Raw genomic sequence first — 21187 nt, forward strand, 5'->3', positions numbered from 1 at the left:
GCTCAGGCGTCGGCGAGGACCCGCGCCTTGGGAGCGAACGTGACGCCGAGCAGCGACTCCACCGGTGCGTACACCTCGGGCATGTACATCGTGGTGGAGAGGAGCAGGTTCGCGGCGGGGGCCACCAGGACGCTGACCTGCTCGCCGACCGCGACGTCGGCGGAGGCGAGCGGCTGCCCCGCCTCGTCGAACGTCGTGATCAGGTCGGGGAACGAGGCCCGTCGCCCGCCGGCCAGGTCGAGCGCCATGTACTCGTTGACGAAGTGCAGCGTGGTGCCGTCGGCGTCGTCGAGGACGGCGACACCGACGTCCAGGCCCTCCCGCTGCTCGCACCGGTACTCGCGCACACGTCCCTTCGCGACGATCTCGCCGCCGAGGTGCTGCGCCGCGCCGACCGGGCCGTCCGCCAGGAAGCGGTGGCCCAGCTCGATGGCGAAGCCGATGGCACCGGGAGCGCCGTTCTTGACGGCATAGCCGATGTCGACCGGATTGCGGGCGACGCCGACCCAGCCGCCGGCCTCGACGGAGGCGCGCCGGACCACGTTCGAGGTGGCCTCCAGGTGTCCGGAGACCGCGCCCTCGACATAGGCGTAGGGCTTGCCGCCCGCGTAGCCCTGGCTGGAGCGGTAGTCGTCCGCCAGGTGCAGGCCCATCGCGCCCATCACGCTCGACGGGTGAGCGCGGCCGTTGCAGGCCAGGTCGATGACGGGCAGACCGGTCATCGCCGAGTGGAACCAGCCGTTGATCGTGGTCTCGGCGCCGTTCTCGTTGGTGTGGATCGCGACGAGCTCGCCCGGCAGGTCGCGTCGGAGCAGCTCCAGCGCGCGCAGCAGGTGGGTCGGCAGCACCTGCGGGTCGGGCGCGGCGGGGGCGCCGACGAGGGCGACGGTCGCGGTCAGGTCCTCGTCCCGGAACTCGTCGGCGGTCCACAGCTCGGGCGTGCCCACCTGGAGGGCCAGCTCGGCGGTGCGCAGGCCCCGCTCGACGAACCCGCCGCCGCCTCCGCCCAGTACGGCACCGCCGTACACGGCCGCGCGGATGTCGTCGTGGGTCAGCTGTCGCTTCACGGGGTCTCCCAGGGTGGTTCTGTGCGGTACGTACGAATGGTCGAGCGGGTGTCCGGCTACTTGGCGGCCTTGAACAGACCGTTGCCGAACGAGTAGAGGGCGTCACCGGCGATGGCTCCGCCGGCGAAGACGTCGAGGTCCTCCTTGGCCTTCGGTCCGAGCACCCGCGGGGCGAGGATGCGGACCGCGATGCCGGCGGCGACCATCCAGCCGGCCATCGGCGTGGTGATCAGGAGGCCTGTCGCGAGCAGGATGCCGAGCTGGCGCTTGGACCCGCCGACAAGTTGCACGAGCGCGCCGGGGATCGCCCACAGGGCGAGGTGCTTGGCGGTCTCCACCGACGGGCCCGCCTTGATCGCCGCGACGTACGCGGCGTCGATCGGGGCGGTCTGCCCGTTGTCGAAGAACATCCGGTAGGAGACGACGACGACCACGATGGCGACGCCGAAGCCGATCATCGCGGCGATCAGCTGCTGGCGGCGGCCCTCCAGCTCGAAGGCCGGGTCGGCGTTCTCCCCGCGCAGCAGGTGGCCCGCCTTGAGGTCGTACCCCATGTCGGCGAAGGCCGGGCCGGTCGCGGCGGTGAAGCCGGACAGCACGACGAGCGCCTCGGGCGGGAAGCCGATGAGGATGCCCAGCAGCAGCGTGATCAGGGCGATCGCGAAGGCGGGGAACCAGCCGGAGTGCATGGAGGCGATTCCGACGAGCATTTCGTGCAGGAACGCGGCGACCGTGGCGTAGAAGAGGAAGCCGATCAGCATGCCCGGGCTCATGTGCGTGGCGGCACCCGTGCCGAACGCCAGCAGGACCGAGATCACCAGGTAGGCGCCGAAGCCCAGGCGCATCGAGCGGCCCAGGCGCTTCGCGCCGTCCGGGGTGTCCTCCGGCGCGTCGGCCGTCGTGGTCGCGCGGGCGGTCCGGGACTCGTCCGCCGAGCTCCGCCGGGTCGTGACGATGGTGCGGCCGACCTGGACCAGGGCGACCAGACCGGCACCGATCATCATCCCGTGCGGCAGATACATCGCGTTGAGGTCGAGCCCGAACAGCGGGTCGGCGTACTCGGTGAACAGCAGGCCGACACCGAAGGCGGCCATGGCGCCGAACCCGCCGATGAGGGCCACGCCGAAGGCCGACATGGGCAGCGCGAACGCGGCACCGGCCATCCCGGTGAGCAGGCCCAGGCCGAGCACCTTGGCGCGACGGCCGCCCTCGTCGCCCGCCTTGATGGCCTCGGCTGCGGCGATCCCGGGCGGCCAGGGGTTCTTGGCGGGGAAGGCGGGGGTGTCGTACATGCGGTAGAGCAGCCAGGCGTCGACCAGCATCGCGGCGGAGACGCCGATCAGCATCGGGACGATCATGTTGTCCATCCCGAAGAGGAACGGGATCCCGATCGGCAGGAAGAGGCTGTTCGCGGCGCCGAAGGTGGCCGAGGAGATGCTGGTCTGCGCCAGGTTCTGGGCGTGCACCGAGCGGAACCCCCGGAACCATACGAGCGGCACCCGGGCGAGCGTCATCGCGGCCAGCGCCCCGATCAGCGAGGTGCTGGGGGTGACGCCGAGCGTGGCGAGCAGCTGTACGCCCACGACGGCGCCGAACACGCTGAGCACCACGGTGAGGATCAGATTGCCGGGCGCGAGGGCGCGGGGATGGCGTCGCGCCTCACCGGCGCCGTGCGCATCACCCGGGGTGTGCGAAGTGTCCGTGACGGCCTGGGGAGCGGCGTCGGTACTCATGGTTCTCCCGTGCTCCTGATCGGGCGGCGGACTGTTTCGGCCACCGAAAGGTTCCATAATCTGGAACCAGGTCTTAATATGTAGATCTCTGGATCATCCATACGGCGCACTCAGCCGTCAAGGGAGAAGCCGGATTTCTCGACATACGGGCAGTCCGCGACAGCGGACGAGGGCCGGTCACGCATGAGGTCCGGCGCCCCTTACGATCGGACGACACGACTCGGGGGAGCTCGGGGGAGGCGGAAAAACCGGTGAGCACACTCGCCAACGCGCGCGACGTCCTGCGCCTGATGGCGCGCCTGCAGCGCGACCTGACCGTGACGGATGTCGCAGGGGCGCTGGACCTGCCCAAGAGCTCGGTGTCGCGGACGCTGAGCATGATGGCCGAGTACGGCTTCCTCGACCGCGATCCGATGAGCCGCGCCTACCGCCCGGGCGAGCTCGTCATGGAGGCCTCGTACCACTTCCGGGTCTCGCGCAGCACCGCCTCCCTCCTGGAGGAAGAGCTGGCCAGGCTGGTCGCCGACATCGGATACACCGGGTACGTCGACGTGCTCGACGGCGCCGAGTCGCTCGTACTCCACATGCGGATCGGTACGGTCGGCGCCCTCCAGGCGTACACGCCGGCGGGTACCAGGGCGCCTGCCTACGCCAGCTCCATGGGGCGCGCTCTGCTCTCCCGCCTCGACGACGCGCGGGTGCTCCGGCTCCTGGACCCCCGCCTCGAACAGAGCACGGGCACCGCCCCCCGCACCCCCGGTGAGCTGGTCTCCTGTCTGGCACGCGTGCGCGCCGACGGCTGGGAGTCCTCGCGCGGCGAGTACGTGCCCAACGTCGCCGGGATCTCCGCCGCCGTCCTCGACGGCGACACGGGGCAGGTCTTCGGCATAGGGATCGCGCTGCCCGCCCCCGAACTGCGCGACGAGAACGAGGCGCGCTTCGGCCGGGCCGTACGGGACGCCGCCCTGCGCGTGGGCAAGCGCATCGGCGACCCGTACTGGCTGCGCTACGCGGAGAGCGGCGCCGCCCGCTGAGCGGGAACGGCGCTCAGCTCAGCAGCGGTCCGAGGGCCGCACCCACCACCGCACCCGGTGTGAGGACCGGCACGGTGACACCGGCGGCGCGGAGCGCCCGGTGGTGCCGGTCCCCGTAGCCCATGCAGTCGAGCATCAGCGCGCTCGCGCCCGCTTCCAGGTGGGCGAAAGCCGCCGAGCGCAGCGCCGAAACGTCGTCGGCGTACGGCGAGGCCGTGGCGAACAGGGGCGCCGGAGTGACGGCCCGCCACTTCTCGCGGGCCTCGGGGACCTGCTCGGGCAGCGGCACGACCATCCCGACCCGACTGCCCCGCAGTACCGTGGAGACGTACCCCGTCACCAGCACGTCCGGCTCGACGAGCCGCGCCCGACGGGTCCGCAGCCCCGGGAACGCGCCGGTGCACAGCAGCACCACGGCATCGGCGCCCTCCTGCTCCACCTGGTCCAGGCGGGTCTGCAGACCCGTCCCGACGGCCGCGGCGTCGAGCGTCACCGGGCCGCCGTCGGCCAGCCTGCTCAGCAGCGTGGCCCCGCCGTCCACCGGCGCGAAGCGGGCTATGACCTCCGCGCGGGTCAGGCCGTCGAGCGCCCCGGCGTGCCGCACGCGCGTCGTCGGCGGCAGATGTGCCTCGATGGCGCCGGACAGGTCTGGGCGTGGTGCCTGACCGATGGTGAGAAACGCCAAGGTGCTCACGGTGCCTCGTTCTCCTGGGAGTTCCGGATTATGGACATGGGTTCCGTAAAACGTTAACCGCATCCGCCGGTGCGCGGAAGGGCTGACCGGGAGGGGTCCGACTCCCGCCCGCCGCGAGGGGGACCGTTCATCCGCCGGGTGCCGGGTGCCGGGTGCCGGGTGCCGGGTCCGCCGGTCCGCCGGTCCGGCGCACCCCGGTCCGCCGATCGTCGGACGTCCGTCGCGCCTCGGGGCTGCGAGAATTCACGACGACGCCGTCCGCGCCCTGCTGGACGGGCCGACCGGAAGGCACACCCGAAACATGACTGGGCACCAGGACCGCTGGGCGGAACTGACCGGCGGACAGGCAGGAGAGGAGTACGCCCGGCGCTTCGCACGGCTCGCGGAATCAGGCCACGACATCCACGGCGAAGCCGCCTTCTGCGACGCACGGCTGAAGCGCGCGGCCCGCGTACTCGACGCGGGCTGCGGAACCGGCCGGATCGCGATCCGGCTCGCCGAACTGGGCCACCGCTGCACCGGTGTGGACGTCGATCCCTCGATGCTCGCCGTCGCCCGCCACGACGCCCCTGCGCAGGAATGGCTCCTCGGAGACCTGGCCCGCCTGAGCGGCCTCGGACTGACGGCGGGCTTCGACCTGGTACTCGCCGCCGGAAACGTCATTCCCCTGCTGGCCCCCGGCACCGAACCGGCCGTCGTTCGGCAGCTGGCCTCCGTGCTGCGCCCCGGCGGCCTGCTGGTGACGGGGATGGGACTGGACGCGGCGCACTTGCCGCTGCCGGAACCGCCGGTGACCATCGAGGAGTTCGACCACTGGAGCGCCGAGGCCGGGCTGGTCCTGCGTCAGCGCTACGCCACGTGGAGCGGCGACACCTATACCCCGGGCTGCGGATACGCGGTCAGCGTGCACTCCCGTCCCGTCATGTGAGTCCGCGCCGTTCCGGCATCGCACAGAGGCCGCACCGGCGAGCCGGGCCCGGAGGGCCGGCGTCGGCCCTCGTGCGGAAACCGGCTCACGCGGCCCCGGTGAACCGGTACCAGGTCACGGGGCCGTGTCCGACGGTTCCCGCAGGCGCGTCCTCGCCGGGATGCGGACCCCGGTCACGGCGAGGCGCGCGCGCACCCGGGCGAGCAGGGCGGCCGGATCGGGCCGGGCCTGCAACGCGCCCAGGACCAGCAGCCACCACTGGTTCAGCCGGGCCCCCAGCTCCCGCTCGCCCGCCACCTCGTCCGTCAGGGTGTAGAGCCCGAAGAAGGAGCATACGAGGGTGGTGGCCGTGCCCGACGGGTCGATGCCTCCGGCGAGTTCGCCTCTCGCCCGCGCTTCGGCGAGCAGCCGCGTCACCGCGGCGGTCCAGCCGGCGAACGGCGCGGGTACGGCCGCGTCGATGCTGCGGCGTTCGTTCCACAGGCGCGCGCCGGCGCGGGCTATGACGTCCTCGCGCAGGGTGTGGGCGACATCGAAGCTGAGGGCGACCAGCTTCTCCAGCGGAGGAATGCCCGGAGCGGTGTACCGGGCATTCAGCTGCGGCCAGCTGGCGAACTGCGCGCGGACGACGGCCAGCGCCAGCTTCTCCTTGCTGGAGTAGTGGAAGTAGATCGCTCCGCTGGTGCGGCCTGAACGGTCACCGACCTCGTTGATACTGGTTCCCGCGTATCCCTGTTCGACAAAGAGGTGTGCCGCGGATTCCAGGAGCACTTTCCTGGTTGCTTGCGCTCGGTCTTGCACGGGTGTTCTGCCTTCGCTCACATGTCCGACCGCGTAGGGCGCAGAGCTGCACCCTGGGGTCCAGTGCCGGAGATTCGACACGCGGAGATTTTATTATTCTTCGACTGTGCCCGTGCGTGGGCGGCATTGATTAATTCGTAAACCGGTTCGCAGCCGCACCGGTCGCCCCGCCCGTGCGCGCCACCCCGCCCGTATGGTTCCCGAATGCTCAACTTGCCTTGCATTGAGCATGGTTGATGGTCGAGATGCCGCTCTTTCGATGGCTCGGCGCGGTGTTCTTCCGGGGGTTCGTGCCGACCCTGATCGGCCACCAAACACTCGAAGTAGTGATTGCGGGACGCGAGATCCCGAAATTAACGTAGCCCCTACGATGTTTTCGGGCTTACCTCGTACAAGGCGGAAATCCGTCCGTCGCGGCGTGCCCGGGAGGCGACACCGTTCGCCTTCGCGTGTGTTCACCGAGATCGTTTCGCCATCGCGATCTCAGCGGTCGAGTGCGCCTTTCCCGCAGCTCCATGTCACTGCACCCGCCGACCGGGTGGGGTCGGCGCGCTCTTTGAGAACGGCAGAGAAATGACAGCTCATCGCATTTTCTCCTGGTCTCCGTCGGCGATCGTCTTCGATTGCGACGGAACCCTCATGGACACCGAAAGTCACTGGCAGGACGCCCGTCAGCGGGTCTTCAGCGAGTTCGGCCTCCGTCCCCCGGCCGGTTTCGCCGAACGGGCCAAGGGCGTTCACTACACCGAATGCGGCGCCCTCATGGCCGAGGAGTGCGGAAAGCCCGACTTCGTCGACGACATGACGGACAGCCTGCTCAGACACTTCACGGCACTGGTCGCCGACGACCCGGTCACCATGCCGGGCGCGACGGCGCTCGTACGGCTGGCCGCCCGCCACCTTCCGCTGGCGGTGGCGAGCAACTGCCCCCTGGACATGGTGGAGTCGAGCCTCGACCGGGCCGGCCTGCTCACCCACTTCGACCATGTGGTCGTCGCGGGCGACGGCGTACGGCCCAAACCGCATCCGGACGTCTACACGGTCGCCGCCGGACTCTGCGGGGTCCCCCCGCAGGAGGCGCTCGCCGTGGAGGACTCCGTCACCGGCATCGTCTCCGCGCGGAAGGCCGGTCTCCGCGTCCTCGGCACCGGACCGTTCCCCGACGGGCCGGGCGCGGAGCACGCAGACTCCTGGGTCGCGAACCTCGCCGATCCGGACCTGGTGGCCTGGGCGCAGACGCGCATCGCAGGGGAGGACTGACAACCCCGCGGACGAACGGCCCGCCACAGGGGCACCGTGCGGGTGATGACCCGGCGGAACGGGTCGGCACCAGCCACAGCACCTCGCCGCGTTGTCGGAACGTCCGCATACATCCAGTATGCGGGCGTCCCTCCGCCGTGTGATGCGCCGCATCCGACGCCGCACGCTGATCCACCAGGAGTTGCGGGACAGCCATCAGGGATACGGGCAGGTGAGCGGCAGAACGCGCTCCGCCACCCGGCCGGTGATGCCGGTGTCTGTGAGGGAGGCCTCGGCCAGCCAGTTCGTCGCCGACAACTTCTCGACCAGCTCCGGAAGTTCATCCCGGTCCACCGGGCACCAGTCGAGGACGTCTTCCAGATCGACGCCCTCGCCGTCGGCGCCGAAACGCCCGTCGAAGCTGGTTCGGGCTGCCAGCGTCAGGGCCAGCACCCGGGTGGCGGGGGAGGCCTTCGACTTGCGGAGCTTCTTGTCCGAGACGACTCGCTGCGCCCACCCACTGAGCTTGGGGCGCATCTTCCTGCCGAACGTGAGCGGGCCCGTACCGTCTTCACGCGGCACCAGGCTGGGGACGGTGACGGGGACGGGATTCTCCGGCCGGGCGGTGAGAATGTCACCGGCGGAGCCGGGCAGGGACAGCCAGCCGCACTCGGTCAGCTCCGTCAGCAGGCCTTCCGGATCGGTCAGGTTCAACGCGTTGAGGTCCTGCCCGACGACATTGCCGCTGCCGGTGTGCGCGGTGCGCAGGGTCAGCATCACGGTCAGGAGGCGTGCCTCCGCGCCGGGTAGTGGGGCGTTGTCGGCCAGGTGCGCGAGGACCGAGCGCGCGTTGGTCCACTGCGTCGGTCCGATCAGGAACCGTTCCACCGCCGGCCCTTCACCGTCCGCGCTGGCGCCGGTGCGCTGCAGGTGCTGGAGACGGGCGGCGGTGGCGGCGTGCGCGGCGCGCTGGGCCTCCAGCCGCAGGGTGACGTCGCCCGTGACGTCCGACCAGGTCATGAAGGCCTGCGCCTTGCGCGTGTGGAGGTCCGCGAGCAGCGCCAAGTCGGGTTCGGCGCTCTTCTGGTAGGCGCGGAACATGCGACCGAGTTCGACGAGCTCGTCACGCAGGACGACCGGGCGCAGGTCGTGGGGGATGACCCGTTGCGCGATCTTCTCGTACCCCTGCGGGCGGCGTCGGGGCGTGGGACGTGGCTTCGGTACCTTCCGGGGTCCGGGCCGCGGCGCGGGCGTGGACGCGGAGTCCGGCACGGGAGAGGACCCGGACGCGGGACTGTGGGAGAACTGTGCCGCCATCGGGGGGCATTCACCCGCGACGGCCTGCGGGACCGCAGCCGCCGCGACAGCCGCCGTCGGGACGAAGACGGTGGCAGCGGTGGCGACGATCTTCGTACCGGGTGTGGCGGCGGCGCAGCGGGAGCAGCACTCCATCGCCCGCCACCAGCGGCCTTCCCGGTCGGCGACCACGGCCAGGACGACCGCGCCGCCGCACCGCCAGGACGGTGCGTGTTCGTGCCGCCCGGTGGCGGGACGGATGTGCGCGACGCACTCCTCGGACTTGCAGGCGCAGTACGCCTGGGCCCGGGGTTCAACGGCTGCCTTGAGGTGGGCCTTCAGATGCGCGACCGCCGCCGCACGTCCCTCGGGCGGCGTCGGCAGCCGCTGCTCGGGGCAGGACGGCCGGCTGCAGGTGACCCGTACCGTCGTACCGCTGCGGCCGGCCGCGTCCAGGCGCACCGTCCACCTGCGTCCCACCACGCGCTCGTCCAGTCCGCCGGCCGCCTTCGTCATCCCGCTCTTTCCTTTCCCGCCGTTCCAACTGCCCGTCGCCGTACCTGCCACGACGGACGGGCACGACAACGGACCCACCGTACGTGTCGGTGCGGCCCCATGACCCGGGAACTCCGCCAGGTGCAACCGATCTTGGGCGCGCGGCGCCGGGCTGCCCGTGCCGGGCGCCGGTGAGAGCCAGCGCACGCGCGATGCTCGTCCATATTTTCGAATGCGTGCTTGGTTCCAGCTGCCTTGACGAACGACCGCGAACGACCGCGAACGACCACGAACGACGGTGAGCGACCGGAACGGCCGCCGCCTTGCGGCCCGGCCCCTGGGCGTCCGTCCAAGCGGTGCCGCACATTCCGGCCAAGGGGATCGTTTTACTGCCATTCGCATGCAATCCGTCCGCGCCGACGGGGGGCTCCGACTAGACAGGACGCGGGGGCGGGTCTGCCGTCCCCCGGGCGGCGGTCGTGTTCTGCGGGAGGTTCGGCGGTTGCTGACGATCAATGTGGCTGTGCTGCTCGCGGTCATCGTCCTGTTCCGGCTACGGCGGCGTACGGAGGCCCGGAGCCGGCTGGACGAGAGGTTCACCGTGGTCATCGTCCTGGCGCTCGGGGTGCTGATCGCTCCGACCCCGGTGGGCAGGGGAATCCTGGACTTCCTGGGCGAACTCGTCGGCGGCTTCGGGGAGGACGGCGGATGAGCCCCCGCGCGCGGAACGACCGGTCGGCGACCGGACGCCCGCCGAGGCGGCGAACCCCCCGCAAGCCCGGTCCGCGACGGTCCGGTCCTCAGCGGTCGGGTCCTCGGCGATCGAGTGGCCGGAAGCCGGGCGGTGGGCGTCGGCGTACCGGGGACCGGCTGAGCGCATCCCTCGGGGGCGCGGTGCTCTGCGTCGCTCTCGCGGTGACGGTGGTGAACTGGCTGCTGGCACACGGGTGGGTGCTGGTTCTCCTCGGCGCGCTCGCGGGGTCGGCCGGCGGCGGCCTGCTCCACCACAGGCGGCGGCGCTCGCGGTGGGAGGCGGTCCGACGGCAGGGGTTGCGGTACGGGCTTGCCCACCTGGACGCCCTGCACCACTCCCGGTTCGAGGACGCGGTACGGGATCTGATGCGCCGCGACGGCTGCCGGGAAGCGGTCCGGGTGGGAGGCGGCGGTGACCTGGGCGCCGACGTGAAGGCCACCGACCCCTACGGGCGCCGTTGGGTGATCCAGTGCAAGCACCAGCGCAGTGGTCTGGCCGGCTCCGCGGTGGGCACGCCCGACCTGCAGGTACTCAACGGCACCGCCCGGCAGGTGCACGGCGCCGACGTCGCCGTGATCGTGACCAACGGCCGGGTGACCGCCCCTGCCGTGGCCTTCGCCGCGCAACAACGGCTGCACGTGGTCGACCGCCACACCCTCGCCGTGTGGGCGTCCGGCTCCCGTCCTCTGTGGGAGCTGTTGCGGGCCGTGCCGCCGCCCCGCAAGCCGACCGCGCTCTCCTGAAGCCCGAAGGCCGTCCGGCCGGCCTCAGCCGGTGATCCGCAGATGGGGGCCCAGGGAGCGTATGGTCCCGGCCGCCGAGGCGAAGAGCAGGGCGACACCCACGGCTCCCGGATCCGGTATGCCGGACGCGCGCTCGCCGACGTAGCTGGCGCGGCCCATCCGCGCCCGGAGCGCGGCCGTCTCCCGCACGCCCTCCCAGGCGGCGTCGGCGGCGAGGGCGAGAGCGCGGTCCGGCGGGGTCCCGTCCGGAGCGTCGCGCAGCGCTTCGGCGGCCGGCGTCAGCGCGTCCACCAGCGTCTTGTCACCGGGCTTCGCGTCACCCACCCGGCGTATCGCGGCGAGGCCGTTCTCCGTACCCGCGGCGAGACCGGCCGTGGTGAGAGCCGGGCCCTCCGCCGCGACGGCCGCGCCGAGTGCCTGGAACAACAGTCCGAAGAGCGGACCGCTGGTGCCTCCGATCTCGTCCAGGAAGGCACTGGCCGTGCTCCCCAGGGCAGCCGAGGGATCGCCCTCCTCGGTGTCGCCGACCGCGCTCCGCAGTCGCTGCGCGGCCCGTACCCCGGCGCTGAGGTTCACGCCGAAGTCGCCGTCGCCCACCTGCTGGTCGAGCGTGGTCAGCTCGGTCTCAGTGGCATGGGCCGAAGCCGCGAACCGGTCCATCCAGCCACTCGTGAAGGTGCTGTCGAAAGCTGTCGCCATGGCGTTCTCCTCCAGTTCCACGCGTCCCGATCACCGGTCGTCGACGTCGCCGCTCACCAGCGCAGCGCCGCGGTCCGTACCGGTGCGTCGTAGTAGCCCAGCGTCCGGGAATCGGCCACCAGCAGAGTGAGGGAGAACCCGCGCATGTCCAGGGCCGTGACGTAGTCGCCGACGAGATGGCGGGCGAGGTGGACCCCTCGGTCGTCCAGCACCCGGCCCAGCTCCCCGAAGATGCCGTACAGCTCCAGCGGAGTGATGGCGCCCAGGCCGTTGACCAGCGCCACGACGGGTTCCGCCGGGCCCGGACGGATCGCGGCCAGCAGGGAGTCCGTCATCTCCTCCACCAGGGCGGAGACGGGTCCCTCCTGCCGGGTGCGGTTGGCGCGCTCGCCGTGGATGCCGACGCCGTACTCCAGCTCTCCGGCGGCCAGTTCGAACGCCGGGCGGCCGGTGGTGGGTGCGGTGTGCGCGGTGGACGCGACGGAGAGCGTCCGGCAGCGGCCGGCCAGCGCCGCCCCGAGCGCGGCCAGCTCGTCCAGGCCGAGACCCGTGTCGGCGGCTCCGCCGAGTATTTTCTCGACCAGCACCGTGCCGCCCGTGCCCCGGCGCCCTGCGGCGATGTCCTCGGAGTCGGACGCGAGGTCGTCGTCGACGAGGACGCGTGCGCAGGGCACGCCCCTGTGCGCGAGACGCTCGGCGGCGATACCGAAGTTGATCCGGTCGCCGGTGTAGTTCTTCACGATGTGCAGGACGCCCTCCGCGCGGGCCACCGCCAGCGAGGCCTGGTACACCTGCCGGTTGTGGGGCGACGCGAACACCCGCCCCGGGCACGCCGCGTCCAGCATGCCCGCGCCCACGAACCCGGCATGCATCGGCTCGTGCCCCGAGCCGCCGCCGGAAAGCAGTCCGACACGGCGGGACGGTGCGGTGTGGCGGGCGGCGAGATAGCCGTTCTCCACGTCGTGGACGACGAGATCCGCATGGGCCCGGGCGAAGCCGGCCAGCGCGTTCGGAACCAGGTCGTCAGTGCTGTTCTCGAAGTACGCGGCCATACGTGGCGCCCTTTCGTCCCGGGGCCTTGTGCGGCCGGGTGAGACGACCCTCCAGACAGGTCACTTCATGCTGAAGGGAGGTGCCCGATGTGGCAACTCGCAGAGACAAACTCAGCCCATTACGTGACGGCGCACAGCAGCACGATGGATCACTCCTGTGCGCCGTGCGCCGTATCACGCCCCGGCGGACAGCCCGATCGACTCGGCGGCGTGCTTGTCCAGCGCGGCGCGCACCAGAGCCGCGGCGAGTACCGCCGGTCCGGTGCCGCGGGCGAGGGCCAGCAGGGCGTCGGCGGAGGTGGGCAGACCCAGGCGTTCCGCGCCCTGCAACGCCTTGGCGTCGATGTACGGACGGGTCTCCGGCCAGACGGCCTGCACCTCGCGTACGAAGATGTCCGCCCCGGTCGGCCCCAGCCCGGGCAGGCGTCGCAGCCCGGCGCGGAGTGCCGCCGTGTCGCCGTCCGCCTCCTGGCGCAGCCTTCGCAGGTCACCGCGCCAGTCGTCGAGGAGCAGCAGCGCTCCGTCACCGAGCTGTGTCGCAGTCCGCTCGTCGTACCGCCGGTAGCCACCCTCGCCCAGCGCGTCGACACGCTGCTGCCAGGTGGCGTCCGCCATCCGCCCGGGGGTGCGCAGGCCGTCCGCGAACAGCGCCTTCGCCGCCGCCACCGCGACGGAGGCCCGGATGCGGGTGCTGAGCAGCAGGCTCAGGACCAGGAGCTGGTACAGGGGCTGAGGGGTGTCCCGCAGGCGGATGCCGGCCTCGTCGGCGTACGTCCGCCCATACGTGTCGAGGAGGAGGCCCATGGTCTTGCGATCGCTCATGCGCCCACCGTCCTCCTCTCCGTACGGGAACGCACGCCCGTCCGAGCGGGACGGGCTCAGGGCGCGGCGCTTGCCGCACCCGCGGCGGACGGCGAGGCGAGGACCTGCTCGGTCCGCCGGGCGCGGTGCGACATCCAGGCCGCCACCAGGGCGCCCGAGATGTTGTGCCACACGGAGAAGACAGCCGCAGGAAGTGCGGCCAGCGGGCTGAAGTGGGCCGTCGCCAGCGACGCGGCGAGACCGGAGTTCTGCATGCCGACCTCGAAGGCCATGGCGCGGCTGGCGGGCGGGCCGAGGCGGGTGAGCTTGCCCGCGCCGTAACCCAGGGCCAGTCCGAGACCGTTGTGCAGGACGACGGCGATCAGCACGGTGGCAGCCGCCGACTTGATCGCGCCCGCGCTCCCCGAGACCACCGCGCAGACGATCGCGGCGATGGCCAGTGAGGAAAGCCACGGCATGGCGCCCAGCACCCGGTCGACGAGCTTGCCCGCGACGAGGCGTACCGCCAGCCCGCCGATCACCGGGAGCAGCACGGTCTTGAGGATGTCGGTCACCATGGAGCCGGCGTCCACCGGCAGGTACGCACCGGCAAGCAGCAGAGTCAGCGGGGGCGTCACCAGCGGGGCGAGCACGGTGGAGACGGTGGCAACGGAGACCGAGAGCGCCACGTCGCCGCGGGCCAGGAAGGTCACCACGTTCGACGCGGTACCGCTGGGGGCGCAGCCCACCAGGATGACGCCCGCGGCCAGTTGTGGGGGGAGCCCCAGCAGATGGGCGATGATCCAGCCGAGGCCCGGCATGATCACGTAGTGCGCGACCAGCCCGATGGCCACCGCCCAGGGGCGCTTCGCCACGCCCTTGAAGTCGTGGGGCGTCATCGTCAGGCCCATGCAGAACATGACGACGCCGAGCAGATACGGCACCGCCTGTGTCCAGCCCTCGAAGCTCCCGGGCGTGAGGAGTCCTGCCGCGCCCGCCAGGAGGACGAGGACGGGGAAGACCGTGACGGCGCGCCTCGCCGCCTTGCTGTCGGAGCCCGTGCCGTCGGTGCCCGTGTGATCCGGTGTCGTCTGTTCGCTTCGCACAGCCGCGATAAGACTCTTCTTCCGTGTGCGCCCGCAAACCCGTCTCGATATGTGGTCACTGCATCCATCATGTGTCGCACCGGGGACCTGCTGCGGCCAGGGGCCGCCGGCCGGTACGCCTTGCGCGTGTACCGGCCGGCGGCCTGCCGGGCTGCTACCGGACGGACGCCGCGGAGGTGTTGGCGGCGCCGTTGACGACGAACTGCGATCCGGGTTCGATCAGCACGTCGCCCTGGGCCGAGCCGGTGATCGTCACATGGGTCAGAGTGGCGCTGCCCCTGGCGCCTCCGTGCGCGAGGATGCCCGAGCCGTTGCGCGAGTCGGTGATCCGGACGTTGGAGATCTGCGCTCCGGGAACGGAGCCCCCGCCCGTCTTGAACTGGATGCCGTCGTAGGTCGAATCCTGGATGTCGGTGTCCCTGATCGTGACGCCGGGGATGTCGGGACCGGCCGCGAAGAGGGTGATGGCGCCGAACTCCTGCGCCTCGCCCCAGAAGGCCCCGCCCGTGCGGTACAGGGCGTTGTTGGCGATCAGGGTCTGCCCGGAGAAGGGCAGGGGGTCGTGGTCGGTCGCCAGCATGATGCCGGGGTAGTTCATCGTGTCGGAGACGATGTTGTTCTCGATGGTGTTGCCGTAACCGCCGTAGACGGCGATGCCGTTGGCCCGCCAGGGCAGGGCGATCGTGTTGTTGCGGAAGTGGTTGTCGTGGCCGATGTCCACCGACTGGTTCTTCACGTACTTGTTCGACCAGACGGCGAGCGAGTCGTCGCCGGTGTTCCGGAAGGAGGAATTGAAGACGGTCGAATTGCGGGTACCGTTGGAGAGGTTGATGCCGTCTGCATACGTATCGCGAATGCGCATTCCGGTGAATTCGACACCGTCTCCGGGGCCCCAGAGCTCGGGGATGTTGTCGTAGTCGCGGCCCACCCACACCCCGACGTTGGAGTGCTCCAGCCAGACATTCGTGATCTTGGTGTTGGAGCCGAAGCGCCCGTTGAGACCGACACCGCCCTCGGCGTTGCCGTCACCGCCCCGGATGGTGCCGGAGCCGAAGATCGCGATGTCGGAGATGGTGGTGTTGTCGTCGATGTCGAAGCCGAAGTTCCCCTCGTGCGGGTGGTTGATGCCGCCCGCGTTCTGCGGCTGGATGAGGGAGTACAGCTGCGAGTGCCACATGCCCGCGCCGCGGATCGTGACGTTCCTGATGCCCACCTGGTTGTACTGCCCCCGGTTGAGCGGGTCGTCGGTCAGGATCTTCTGCTCCTGCCGCCACTGCCCGGCCGGAATCCACACGCAGCCGATCTCGCCGTTCTGGTCGGCCGTCACCGCCCGCTGGATGGCGTCGGTGTCGTCGATGCCGTCGTTGGGCACGGCTCCGTACGAGGCGATCGAGACGCAGCCGGCGGGCTGTGCCGTCGGTGCCGCCACCTGCTCCAGGTCCACGAGGTCGATGATGTAGAAGGACGCGGTGTCGCCCGCGTCGCGCTGGAGGCGGAACTTCGTACCGACCGGGTAGGTCTGGCCGAGCAGTGCGTTCGACTCGTCGAAGAGCCTGCGCGCGTCCGCCTGCGGCTGGTTGGTCAGTCCCTCCGGACTGTCCGTGTCGCCGTACAGCCAGCTGTGCTTGGAGGAGAGCGTCAGCTTCCGGGCGAAGGTGTTGTTGACGTAGAGGCTGATCGTGGCCTCCGTACCGCCGCCGCCGGGCGCGTCGGGGATGGAGTTGCGGACCACGAGGGAGTTGGTGGGCACGGTCGAGGTGATCTCGACGTACTGGCCGGTGGAGTTGAGCCGCACCGACTGCCGGCCGGAGGACTCGGTCGCGAAGTTGGTGTGCCCGAAGGTGCGCTTCTGGTCGGCGGTGAGCAAGGTGCCCTGATAGGTGCCCTGTTCCGCCTCGTACTCGGTGTACGGCACCGCGGCGCCGCGTCCCACCACGATGGCACGGGAGAAGACGTTGTTGTTCTCGTTGGTCTCGGCGAGGACACCGGTCGCGTCAGCGGTGGCGGTCAGATTGGCCCCACCGCTCTTCGCGGTCCAGGTACCGCTGATCGGCACGGTGACCGTGCCTCCGGCGGGAATGGCGCCGGTGGTTCCGTTCAGGGTGGTGCTCTCCACCTGGAGGCGGGTCACCGTCGAGGAACTCACCGCTGTGGTACCCCGGTTGTTCACGGACACGGTGAAGGTGACGGCGGCACCGACCGCGGGACTGGACGGGCTGGAGGAGATGCCGGTGACCTGGAGGTCGGGTCCGGGGCTCTGCGCGACCACCAGCTTGGAAGCGGCGGTGCGGCTGTTGTTGCTGTTGTCCAGCTCGACGACGGTGTCGGTCGGGTCGACCACCGCCGAGACGGAGTACGTACCCATCGGGCGCTTGCCGACGCTCACCGGGACGGTGGCGGAGGCACCGGCCGCGAGCGCGTTCACCGAGGCGCCGCCGACGACCTGGCCTTCCAGGCTGACGTTGACCGTCGTCGCGGGCGAGGCGGCCGAACCCGTGTTGCGAACCGTGGCGTTCACGGTCACCGCGTCGCTCTCGGAGGGGGAGGCGGGAGACCAGGCCAGGTCGGAGAGGACCAGATCCGGATTGGGTGCGGCCGTGCCGACCACCTGGACCTCGGCGACCTGGGCGCCGGGAGCGCCGGTGTTGGAGAAGAACTTCAGCTGTACGTCGGCGTACCGCCCGCTGACCGGGACCGTCACCGTGTTTCCGTTGCCGGAGGGGGAGAAGGCATAGTCGGCCTGGCTCTTCAGCGAGGTGAACCCGGTGGCGGACTGTGCCCGCCCCAGCACCTGGAGGCTCTGTGTACGGGCTCCCCACGCCGCGTCCGGCGCGAGCTTGACGACGACGGCCGACAGGTCGGCGTCGGAGCCGAGCTTCACCGTCAGCGTGGCGGGGTAGCCGTTCGACTCCCAGTAGGTGTCGCGCCGGTCGTCAGCGGCGTTGGTGCCCACGTAGGTCTGCGCGTACGAGGACGCCTCGATCGGCTTGTTCAGCGCGAGGTTGGTGCCGGTGGGCGGGGTGCCGGGATCCGTGCCGCCCGCCGCCTCCCCGTAGACCTCCAACTGGGAGAGTTGCGCGGCGTTCCAGCCGGTGTTGGCGGTCACCAGTACGCGTACGTACCGCACCTGGGTCGCGCTGAAGTCGACGGTGACCGTGTTGTTCGCCGCGGGGGTGAACGACCGGGCGGACGAGGCGGACAGGGTGCTGAAGCCGGAGCCGTCCGTGCTGCCCTGGACGGCGAGCGTCTGGGTGCGTGCCTCCCAGGTGTTCGGCAGCTTCAGTACCACCTGGTCGACGCCGGACGTGGCGCCCAGATCGACCTGGACCCACTGCGGGAACGTTCCAGGGCTCTCCCAGTACGTCTGCTGACTGCCGTCGGTGACGTTCGACGCCGGGTAGGTGCCGAGCGAACCGCCGGCCGACGCCGGCCTGCCGAGCGCCAGGTCGGTGGTCCGTCCGGCCGCCGAGGCGGCGACCGGCAGCAGTCCGACGGCCATCAGCGCGGCTGTCACCGCACCGATGACGAACCGCCGCCATCCGCGTTGCTTCCCTCTCATGCTGTCCTCAGTTCCGTGGGCCTGCGGCGCCGGCCGGACACGGAGAGCGCATGCGCCGGCCGTCCGACGCGCGGCGTCGTACGCCCGGCGACGGCCGCGTGCGGGCTGCCGGTACGCCGGTGGGGAGTCGATCGGGACATCGGCAGGAGCGAGGAGCAGGCTGCCTGCCGTGAACTCGCGTTCCTTGATTGGTAATTTGAGAGATCTAGTTGATTTTTTGCGGTGCCGAGGTGACAGGTTTCTAGCAGGCCCCGCTTTTGTCAACGGGTCCCGCAACGGCGCGACGGCTCTTGGCATGTTCGCGCAGCTCAGCGTGGGCCCGGTGACGCAACGGGATCACGCGTGGCTCGCCGGGGCGGCGGAGTGGGTGCGGGAGGTGCTTGAGCGTGCGGCGGCGAAGAGGTGATGCGCGGGTGGGCCGGCCGGCCGCGCCACCTTCGCGTAGCAGCGACTCCCGCGGGATCGGCCGGAATGCCGGGCCCCGGCACCTGGCCGAGGCGCTCGGGGAACACCTCGGCAGGCAGGATGGAACGGCGTCCAGGAACGATTCACCGAGGAGTTCGACCGGCACGTTCCCGACGGTGACGCGCTGCCCTGGACCGGGCGCCGCACCCGCCGGGAGGAGGTGGCGCCTACTTCACCACGATGCGGCCGCGCTTCGCCCACGGCGGGGGCGAGAGGGGCCCGAGCGGGGTGTGCCCGAGGCGCCGCGGCCGAGGAGGCGAGGTGAAGGGCTCGTCGATCCGGAGCCAACGCCTCTGCAGGCTTCGGCGTGGCGACGCCCTGCGGCGAGACCGCCTCGTGCGGCGCTCACCTTCGCCGCACCTCGGACGAGGGCGAGAGCCGGCCGGCCGCCCACGTACCGCCGGCCCGCTCACATGCCGCCCGCCCGCTCACATACCGCCGGCCCGCTCACATGCCGCCGGCCCGCTCACGTACCGCCCGCCCGCTCACGTACCGCCGGCCCGCTCACGTACCGCTTTCCCGCGCGGCAGGCCGCGCCCCCTGCCGGCGTGCCGTGCTGGCCCGCACGATGAGTTCGGGTGTGACGGTCAGGTGCTCGATGCCCGTGGCCGTCCCCTCGATGTGCTCCAGCAGCAGCGCGATGCTGTTGCGGCCGAGCGCGGCGAAGTCCTGGCGGACCGTCGTGAGGGGCGGGGGGAAGAACTCCGCCTCCGGGATGTCGTCGAATCCGGCCACCGCCACGTCCGCGGGAGTCCGGAAACCCGCCTCCCGCAGGGCGCGCAGCACTCCCAGTGCCATCTGGTCGTTGGCCACGAAGACCGCGGTGAGCCCGGGACCCTGCGGCGACGCGGCGACCCGCCCGGCGAGCTGCTGCCCGGCCCGGTACCCGGACATCGGACTCCAGTCGCCGCGCAAGGGCGTCGGGATCTCGACCCCCGCCGTACGGAGTGCGCCCTCCCACCCGGCGGTCCGCGCCTCGCTCTCCAGCCAGTCGCGGGGGCCGGCGACGTGCCAGACCGTGGAGTGGCCGGAGGCGAGCAGATGTTCGGTGATCATGCGCGCCCCGAGCGCCTGATCCAGGGAGACTCCCGGCAGGTCGAGGTCGTGCCCGCCCTCCACGGTCACCACGGGACACGGAGCCTGGAGCGTGGTGAGCGCGCGCACCGCGTCGCGCTGTGGCGTGATGGCGATGATCCCCTCCACGCCCCACGCGCTGAGGTGCTCCATCGCCTCGGTCAGGGCTGCCCGGCTGGCCACCCGCAGGGTGACGGCCGAGACGAGGTACCCCCGGTCGCGCGCCGCCTCCTGGACTCCCGCGAGGGTGCTCGCCGGTCCGTGGAGCGTCGTGTTGACGGCGATGACGCCGAGCGTGTGGGTGCGCCGGGTCGCGAGCGCCCGGGCCGCCGAGTTGCGGCGGTAGCCGAGCCGCTCGATGGCTTCGGTCACCTGGGCGCGGGTTTTCACGCTCACGTTCGGGTGGTCGCTGAGGACCCGCGAGACGGTCTGGTGCGACACGCCTGCCACGCGTGCCACGTCCGCCATCGTGGGTGCCCTCGCGGCGTCTGCGGGCCGGGGCAAACCATTTCCTCTCTGTGGAGTCCGGGGCGTCGGACGTAGTGCGACCTCAAGGTACCTGCCCTGCGCAGGTGTACGAACGCCGCTGCCGTCAAGCACCCGTCCCGAGAGAGTGCGCGCTCACATCGTGGCTCCGGCCGCTCGCCCGGTTGCTCTTCAGTTACCGCTTGGGGCTTGAGTTCCTGTCATGTTAGCGCTCACAATCTAGCTGCGTCAGTACGCGTCAGGTCGCGGCGTACGGCCGACTCGTGCGTTCGGGGCGGCACGCCGCGGGACATGCGGGCCCTGCGGGGCGTGCATGGCGTGGGGGACGTACGTGACGTGTGGTCCGGGATCACCCTTCGGCGGTTCCGGAAGCGACTGCTGTTGTCCATGCCGGAGAGATGGTCCAGAGAGACGGTGAACGTGTCATGAGCGAGACCACACTCCGCGAACTGCGCAGTGAGGTGCTGGCCGCCAACCTGCGGATTCCGCAGGCCGGCCTGGCGACGCTGACCTGGGGAAACGTCAGTGCGGTGGACCGCGAATCGGGTGTCTTCGTCATCAAGCCGTCCGGCGTCTCCTACGCCGAACTCACCGAGAGGGACCTCGTGGTGGTCTCCCTCGCGGACGGCAGCGTGGTGGAGGGGCGGCTGCGGCCGTCCACCGACACCGAGACCCACCGCTGTCTCTACCGGGCGTTCCCCTCCGTCGGCGGGGTGACCCACACCCATTCCGAGCACGCCGTCGCCTTCGCCCAGGCCCGCGTGCCCATACCCGTACTCGGCACGACCCACGCCGACACCTTCAACGGCCCCGTTCCCGTCACCGCCGACCTCACCGCCGAACAGTGCGCCAGGGACTACGAGTACAACACCGGCCAGGTCATCGTCGCCCTGCTGGAGGGCGACGACCGCCGCGCCCGCGAGGTGCCGGGCGCGCTCGTCTCCCGCCACGGCCCGTTCACCTGGGGGGCCACCGCGACCGCATCGCTGGAGAACGCGATCATCTGCGAGGCGGTGGCCAGGATGGCGCTGCACACCCTCGCCCTCCGGCCGGGCGGAACCGGCGCGACACCCCCGCCGCAGCATCTGCTGGACCGCCACTTCACCCGGAAGCACGGGCCGGACGCCTACTACGGCAACCCCTGATCCCGGGTCGGCGGGC

At 71.2% G+C, this 21187-nt stretch carries 17 protein-coding genes; 6 read left to right on the top strand and 11 right to left on the bottom strand.

Annotation, left to right across the window (positions count from 1 at the left end):
- Nucleotides 1-2 precede the first annotated feature (2 nt).
- A complete protein-coding gene (locus ACFZAX_RS22390; protein WP_390963676.1) occupies nucleotides 3-1067 on the bottom strand; it encodes a DUF917 family protein in 1065 nt (354 codons plus the stop codon).
- 56 nt (nucleotides 1068-1123) lie between these two features.
- Nucleotides 1124-2800 (bottom strand): OPT/YSL family transporter, encoded by a 1677-nt coding sequence (locus ACFZAX_RS22395; protein ID WP_390963678.1) that lies wholly within the window; start codon nucleotides 2798-2800, stop codon nucleotides 1124-1126.
- 251 nt (nucleotides 2801-3051) lie between these two features.
- Here ACFZAX_RS22395 and ACFZAX_RS22400 point away from each other — a divergent pair, with 251 nt between their 5' ends.
- Entirely contained in the window at nucleotides 3052-3834 is a 783-nt protein-coding gene (locus ACFZAX_RS22400) for an IclR family transcriptional regulator C-terminal domain-containing protein (protein WP_390963679.1), read from the top strand.
- A gap of 13 nt (nucleotides 3835-3847) precedes the next feature.
- Here ACFZAX_RS22400 and ACFZAX_RS22405 read toward each other — a convergent pair whose 3' ends face one another.
- Nucleotides 3848-4528, bottom strand: coding sequence for an AroM family protein (locus ACFZAX_RS22405; RefSeq protein WP_390963680.1), 681 nt, complete (start codon nucleotides 4526-4528; stop codon nucleotides 3848-3850).
- Between the two features lie 301 nt (nucleotides 4529-4829).
- On the opposite strand from ACFZAX_RS22405, the gene ACFZAX_RS22410 reads away from it, so the two are divergent.
- Nucleotides 4830-5456 (top strand): methyltransferase domain-containing protein, encoded by a 627-nt coding sequence (locus tag ACFZAX_RS22410; RefSeq protein ID WP_390963682.1) that lies wholly within the window; start codon nucleotides 4830-4832, stop codon nucleotides 5454-5456.
- 114 nt (nucleotides 5457-5570) lie between these two features.
- Here the strand turns inward: ACFZAX_RS22410 and ACFZAX_RS22415 are convergent, their stop codons facing one another.
- Entirely contained in the window at nucleotides 5571-6257 is a 687-nt protein-coding gene (locus ACFZAX_RS22415) for a ScbR family autoregulator-binding transcription factor (protein WP_390963684.1), read from the bottom strand.
- A 573-nt stretch (nucleotides 6258-6830) separates the two neighbouring features.
- Here ACFZAX_RS22415 and ACFZAX_RS22420 point away from each other — a divergent pair.
- Entirely contained in the window at nucleotides 6831-7517 is a 687-nt protein-coding gene (locus ACFZAX_RS22420) for an HAD-IA family hydrolase (protein ID WP_390963685.1), read from the top strand.
- Between the two features lie 195 nt (nucleotides 7518-7712).
- Here the strand turns inward: ACFZAX_RS22420 and ACFZAX_RS22425 are convergent, their stop codons facing one another.
- The gene (locus tag ACFZAX_RS22425) at nucleotides 7713-9308 is read right to left on the bottom strand and encodes a hypothetical protein (RefSeq protein ID WP_390963686.1); all 1596 of its coding nucleotides are present in this window, start codon (nucleotides 9306-9308) and stop codon (nucleotides 7713-7715) included.
- A 481-nt stretch (nucleotides 9309-9789) separates the two neighbouring features.
- On the opposite strand from ACFZAX_RS22425, the gene ACFZAX_RS22430 reads away from it, so the two are divergent.
- The gene (locus ACFZAX_RS22430) at nucleotides 9790-9999 is read left to right on the top strand and encodes a hypothetical protein (protein WP_390963687.1); all 210 of its coding nucleotides are present in this window, start codon (nucleotides 9790-9792) and stop codon (nucleotides 9997-9999) included.
- A gap of 203 nt (nucleotides 10000-10202) precedes the next feature.
- Nucleotides 10203-10784, top strand: coding sequence for a restriction endonuclease (locus ACFZAX_RS22435; protein WP_390963689.1), 582 nt, complete (start codon nucleotides 10203-10205; stop codon nucleotides 10782-10784).
- A 24-nt stretch (nucleotides 10785-10808) separates the two neighbouring features.
- On the opposite strand, the gene dhaL is transcribed toward ACFZAX_RS22435, so the two are convergent.
- The 6 genes from dhaL to ACFZAX_RS22465 form a co-directional block, all read right to left on the bottom strand.
- On the bottom strand, nucleotides 10809-11483 hold the full coding sequence (dhaL, locus tag ACFZAX_RS22440) for a dihydroxyacetone kinase subunit DhaL (protein ID WP_390963690.1): 675 nt from the start codon (nucleotides 11481-11483) through the stop codon (nucleotides 10809-10811).
- A 53-nt stretch (nucleotides 11484-11536) separates the two neighbouring features.
- The gene (locus ACFZAX_RS22445) at nucleotides 11537-12535 is read right to left on the bottom strand and encodes a dihydroxyacetone kinase subunit DhaK (protein WP_390963692.1); all 999 of its coding nucleotides are present in this window, start codon (nucleotides 12533-12535) and stop codon (nucleotides 11537-11539) included.
- A gap of 174 nt (nucleotides 12536-12709) precedes the next feature.
- Complete coding sequence (locus ACFZAX_RS22450; RefSeq protein WP_390963693.1) at nucleotides 12710-13357, bottom strand: endonuclease; 648 nt, start codon at nucleotides 13355-13357, stop codon at nucleotides 12710-12712.
- Nucleotides 13358-13413: 56 nt separating this feature from the next.
- Nucleotides 13414-14442, bottom strand: a complete 1029-nt coding sequence (locus ACFZAX_RS22455) for a bile acid:sodium symporter (protein WP_390963694.1) — start codon at nucleotides 14440-14442, stop codon at nucleotides 13414-13416.
- Nucleotides 14443-14596: 154 nt separating this feature from the next.
- On the bottom strand, nucleotides 14597-18001 hold the full coding sequence (locus ACFZAX_RS22460; protein ID WP_390963695.1) for a CARDB domain-containing protein: 3405 nt from the start codon (nucleotides 17999-18001) through the stop codon (nucleotides 14597-14599).
- Nucleotides 18002-18970: 969 nt separating this feature from the next.
- On the bottom strand, nucleotides 18971-20008 hold the full coding sequence (locus ACFZAX_RS22465) for a substrate-binding domain-containing protein (RefSeq protein WP_390963880.1): 1038 nt from the start codon (nucleotides 20006-20008) through the stop codon (nucleotides 18971-18973).
- A gap of 443 nt (nucleotides 20009-20451) precedes the next feature.
- Here ACFZAX_RS22465 and araD point away from each other — a divergent pair, with 443 nt between their 5' ends.
- Entirely contained in the window at nucleotides 20452-21171 is a 720-nt protein-coding gene (gene araD / locus ACFZAX_RS22470; RefSeq protein WP_390963696.1) for an L-ribulose-5-phosphate 4-epimerase AraD, read from the top strand.
- The last annotated feature ends 16 nt before the right edge of the window (nucleotides 21172-21187 follow it).

This window comes from Streptomyces sp. NPDC008125, assembly GCF_042957125.1.
In the GTDB taxonomy this organism is placed as follows: Bacteria; Actinomycetota; Actinomycetes; order Streptomycetales; family Streptomycetaceae; genus Streptomyces.

What these genes read in the sequence shown, in the direction of transcription:
- ACFZAX_RS22395 (WP_390963678.1), bottom strand. Translation starts at nt 2,800, where the DNA reads ATGAGTACCGACGCCGCTCCCCAGGCCGTCACGGACACTTCGCACACC.
- ACFZAX_RS22410 (WP_390963682.1), top strand. Translation starts at nt 4,830, where the DNA reads ATGACTGGGCACCAGGACCGCTGGGCGGAACTGACCGGCGGACAGGCA.
- ACFZAX_RS22420 (WP_390963685.1), top strand. Translation starts at nt 6,831, where the DNA reads ATGACAGCTCATCGCATTTTCTCCTGGTCTCCGTCGGCGATCGTCTTC.
- ACFZAX_RS22425 (WP_390963686.1), bottom strand. Translation starts at nt 9,308, where the DNA reads ATGACGAAGGCGGCCGGCGGACTGGACGAGCGCGTGGTGGGACGCAGG.
- dhaL (WP_390963690.1), bottom strand. Translation starts at nt 11,483, where the DNA reads ATGGCGACAGCTTTCGACAGCACCTTCACGAGTGGCTGGATGGACCGG.
- ACFZAX_RS22445 (WP_390963692.1), bottom strand. Translation starts at nt 12,535, where the DNA reads ATGGCCGCGTACTTCGAGAACAGCACTGACGACCTGGTTCCGAACGCG.
- ACFZAX_RS22450 (WP_390963693.1), bottom strand. Translation starts at nt 13,357, where the DNA reads ATGAGCGATCGCAAGACCATGGGCCTCCTCCTCGACACGTATGGGCGG.
- ACFZAX_RS22460 (WP_390963695.1), bottom strand. Translation starts at nt 18,001, where the DNA reads ATGAGAGGGAAGCAACGCGGATGGCGGCGGTTCGTCATCGGTGCGGTG.
- ACFZAX_RS22465 (WP_390963880.1), bottom strand. Translation starts at nt 20,008, where the DNA reads ATGGCGGACGTGGCACGCGTGGCAGGCGTGTCGCACCAGACCGTCTCG.
- araD (WP_390963696.1), top strand. Translation starts at nt 20,452, where the DNA reads ATGAGCGAGACCACACTCCGCGAACTGCGCAGTGAGGTGCTGGCCGCC.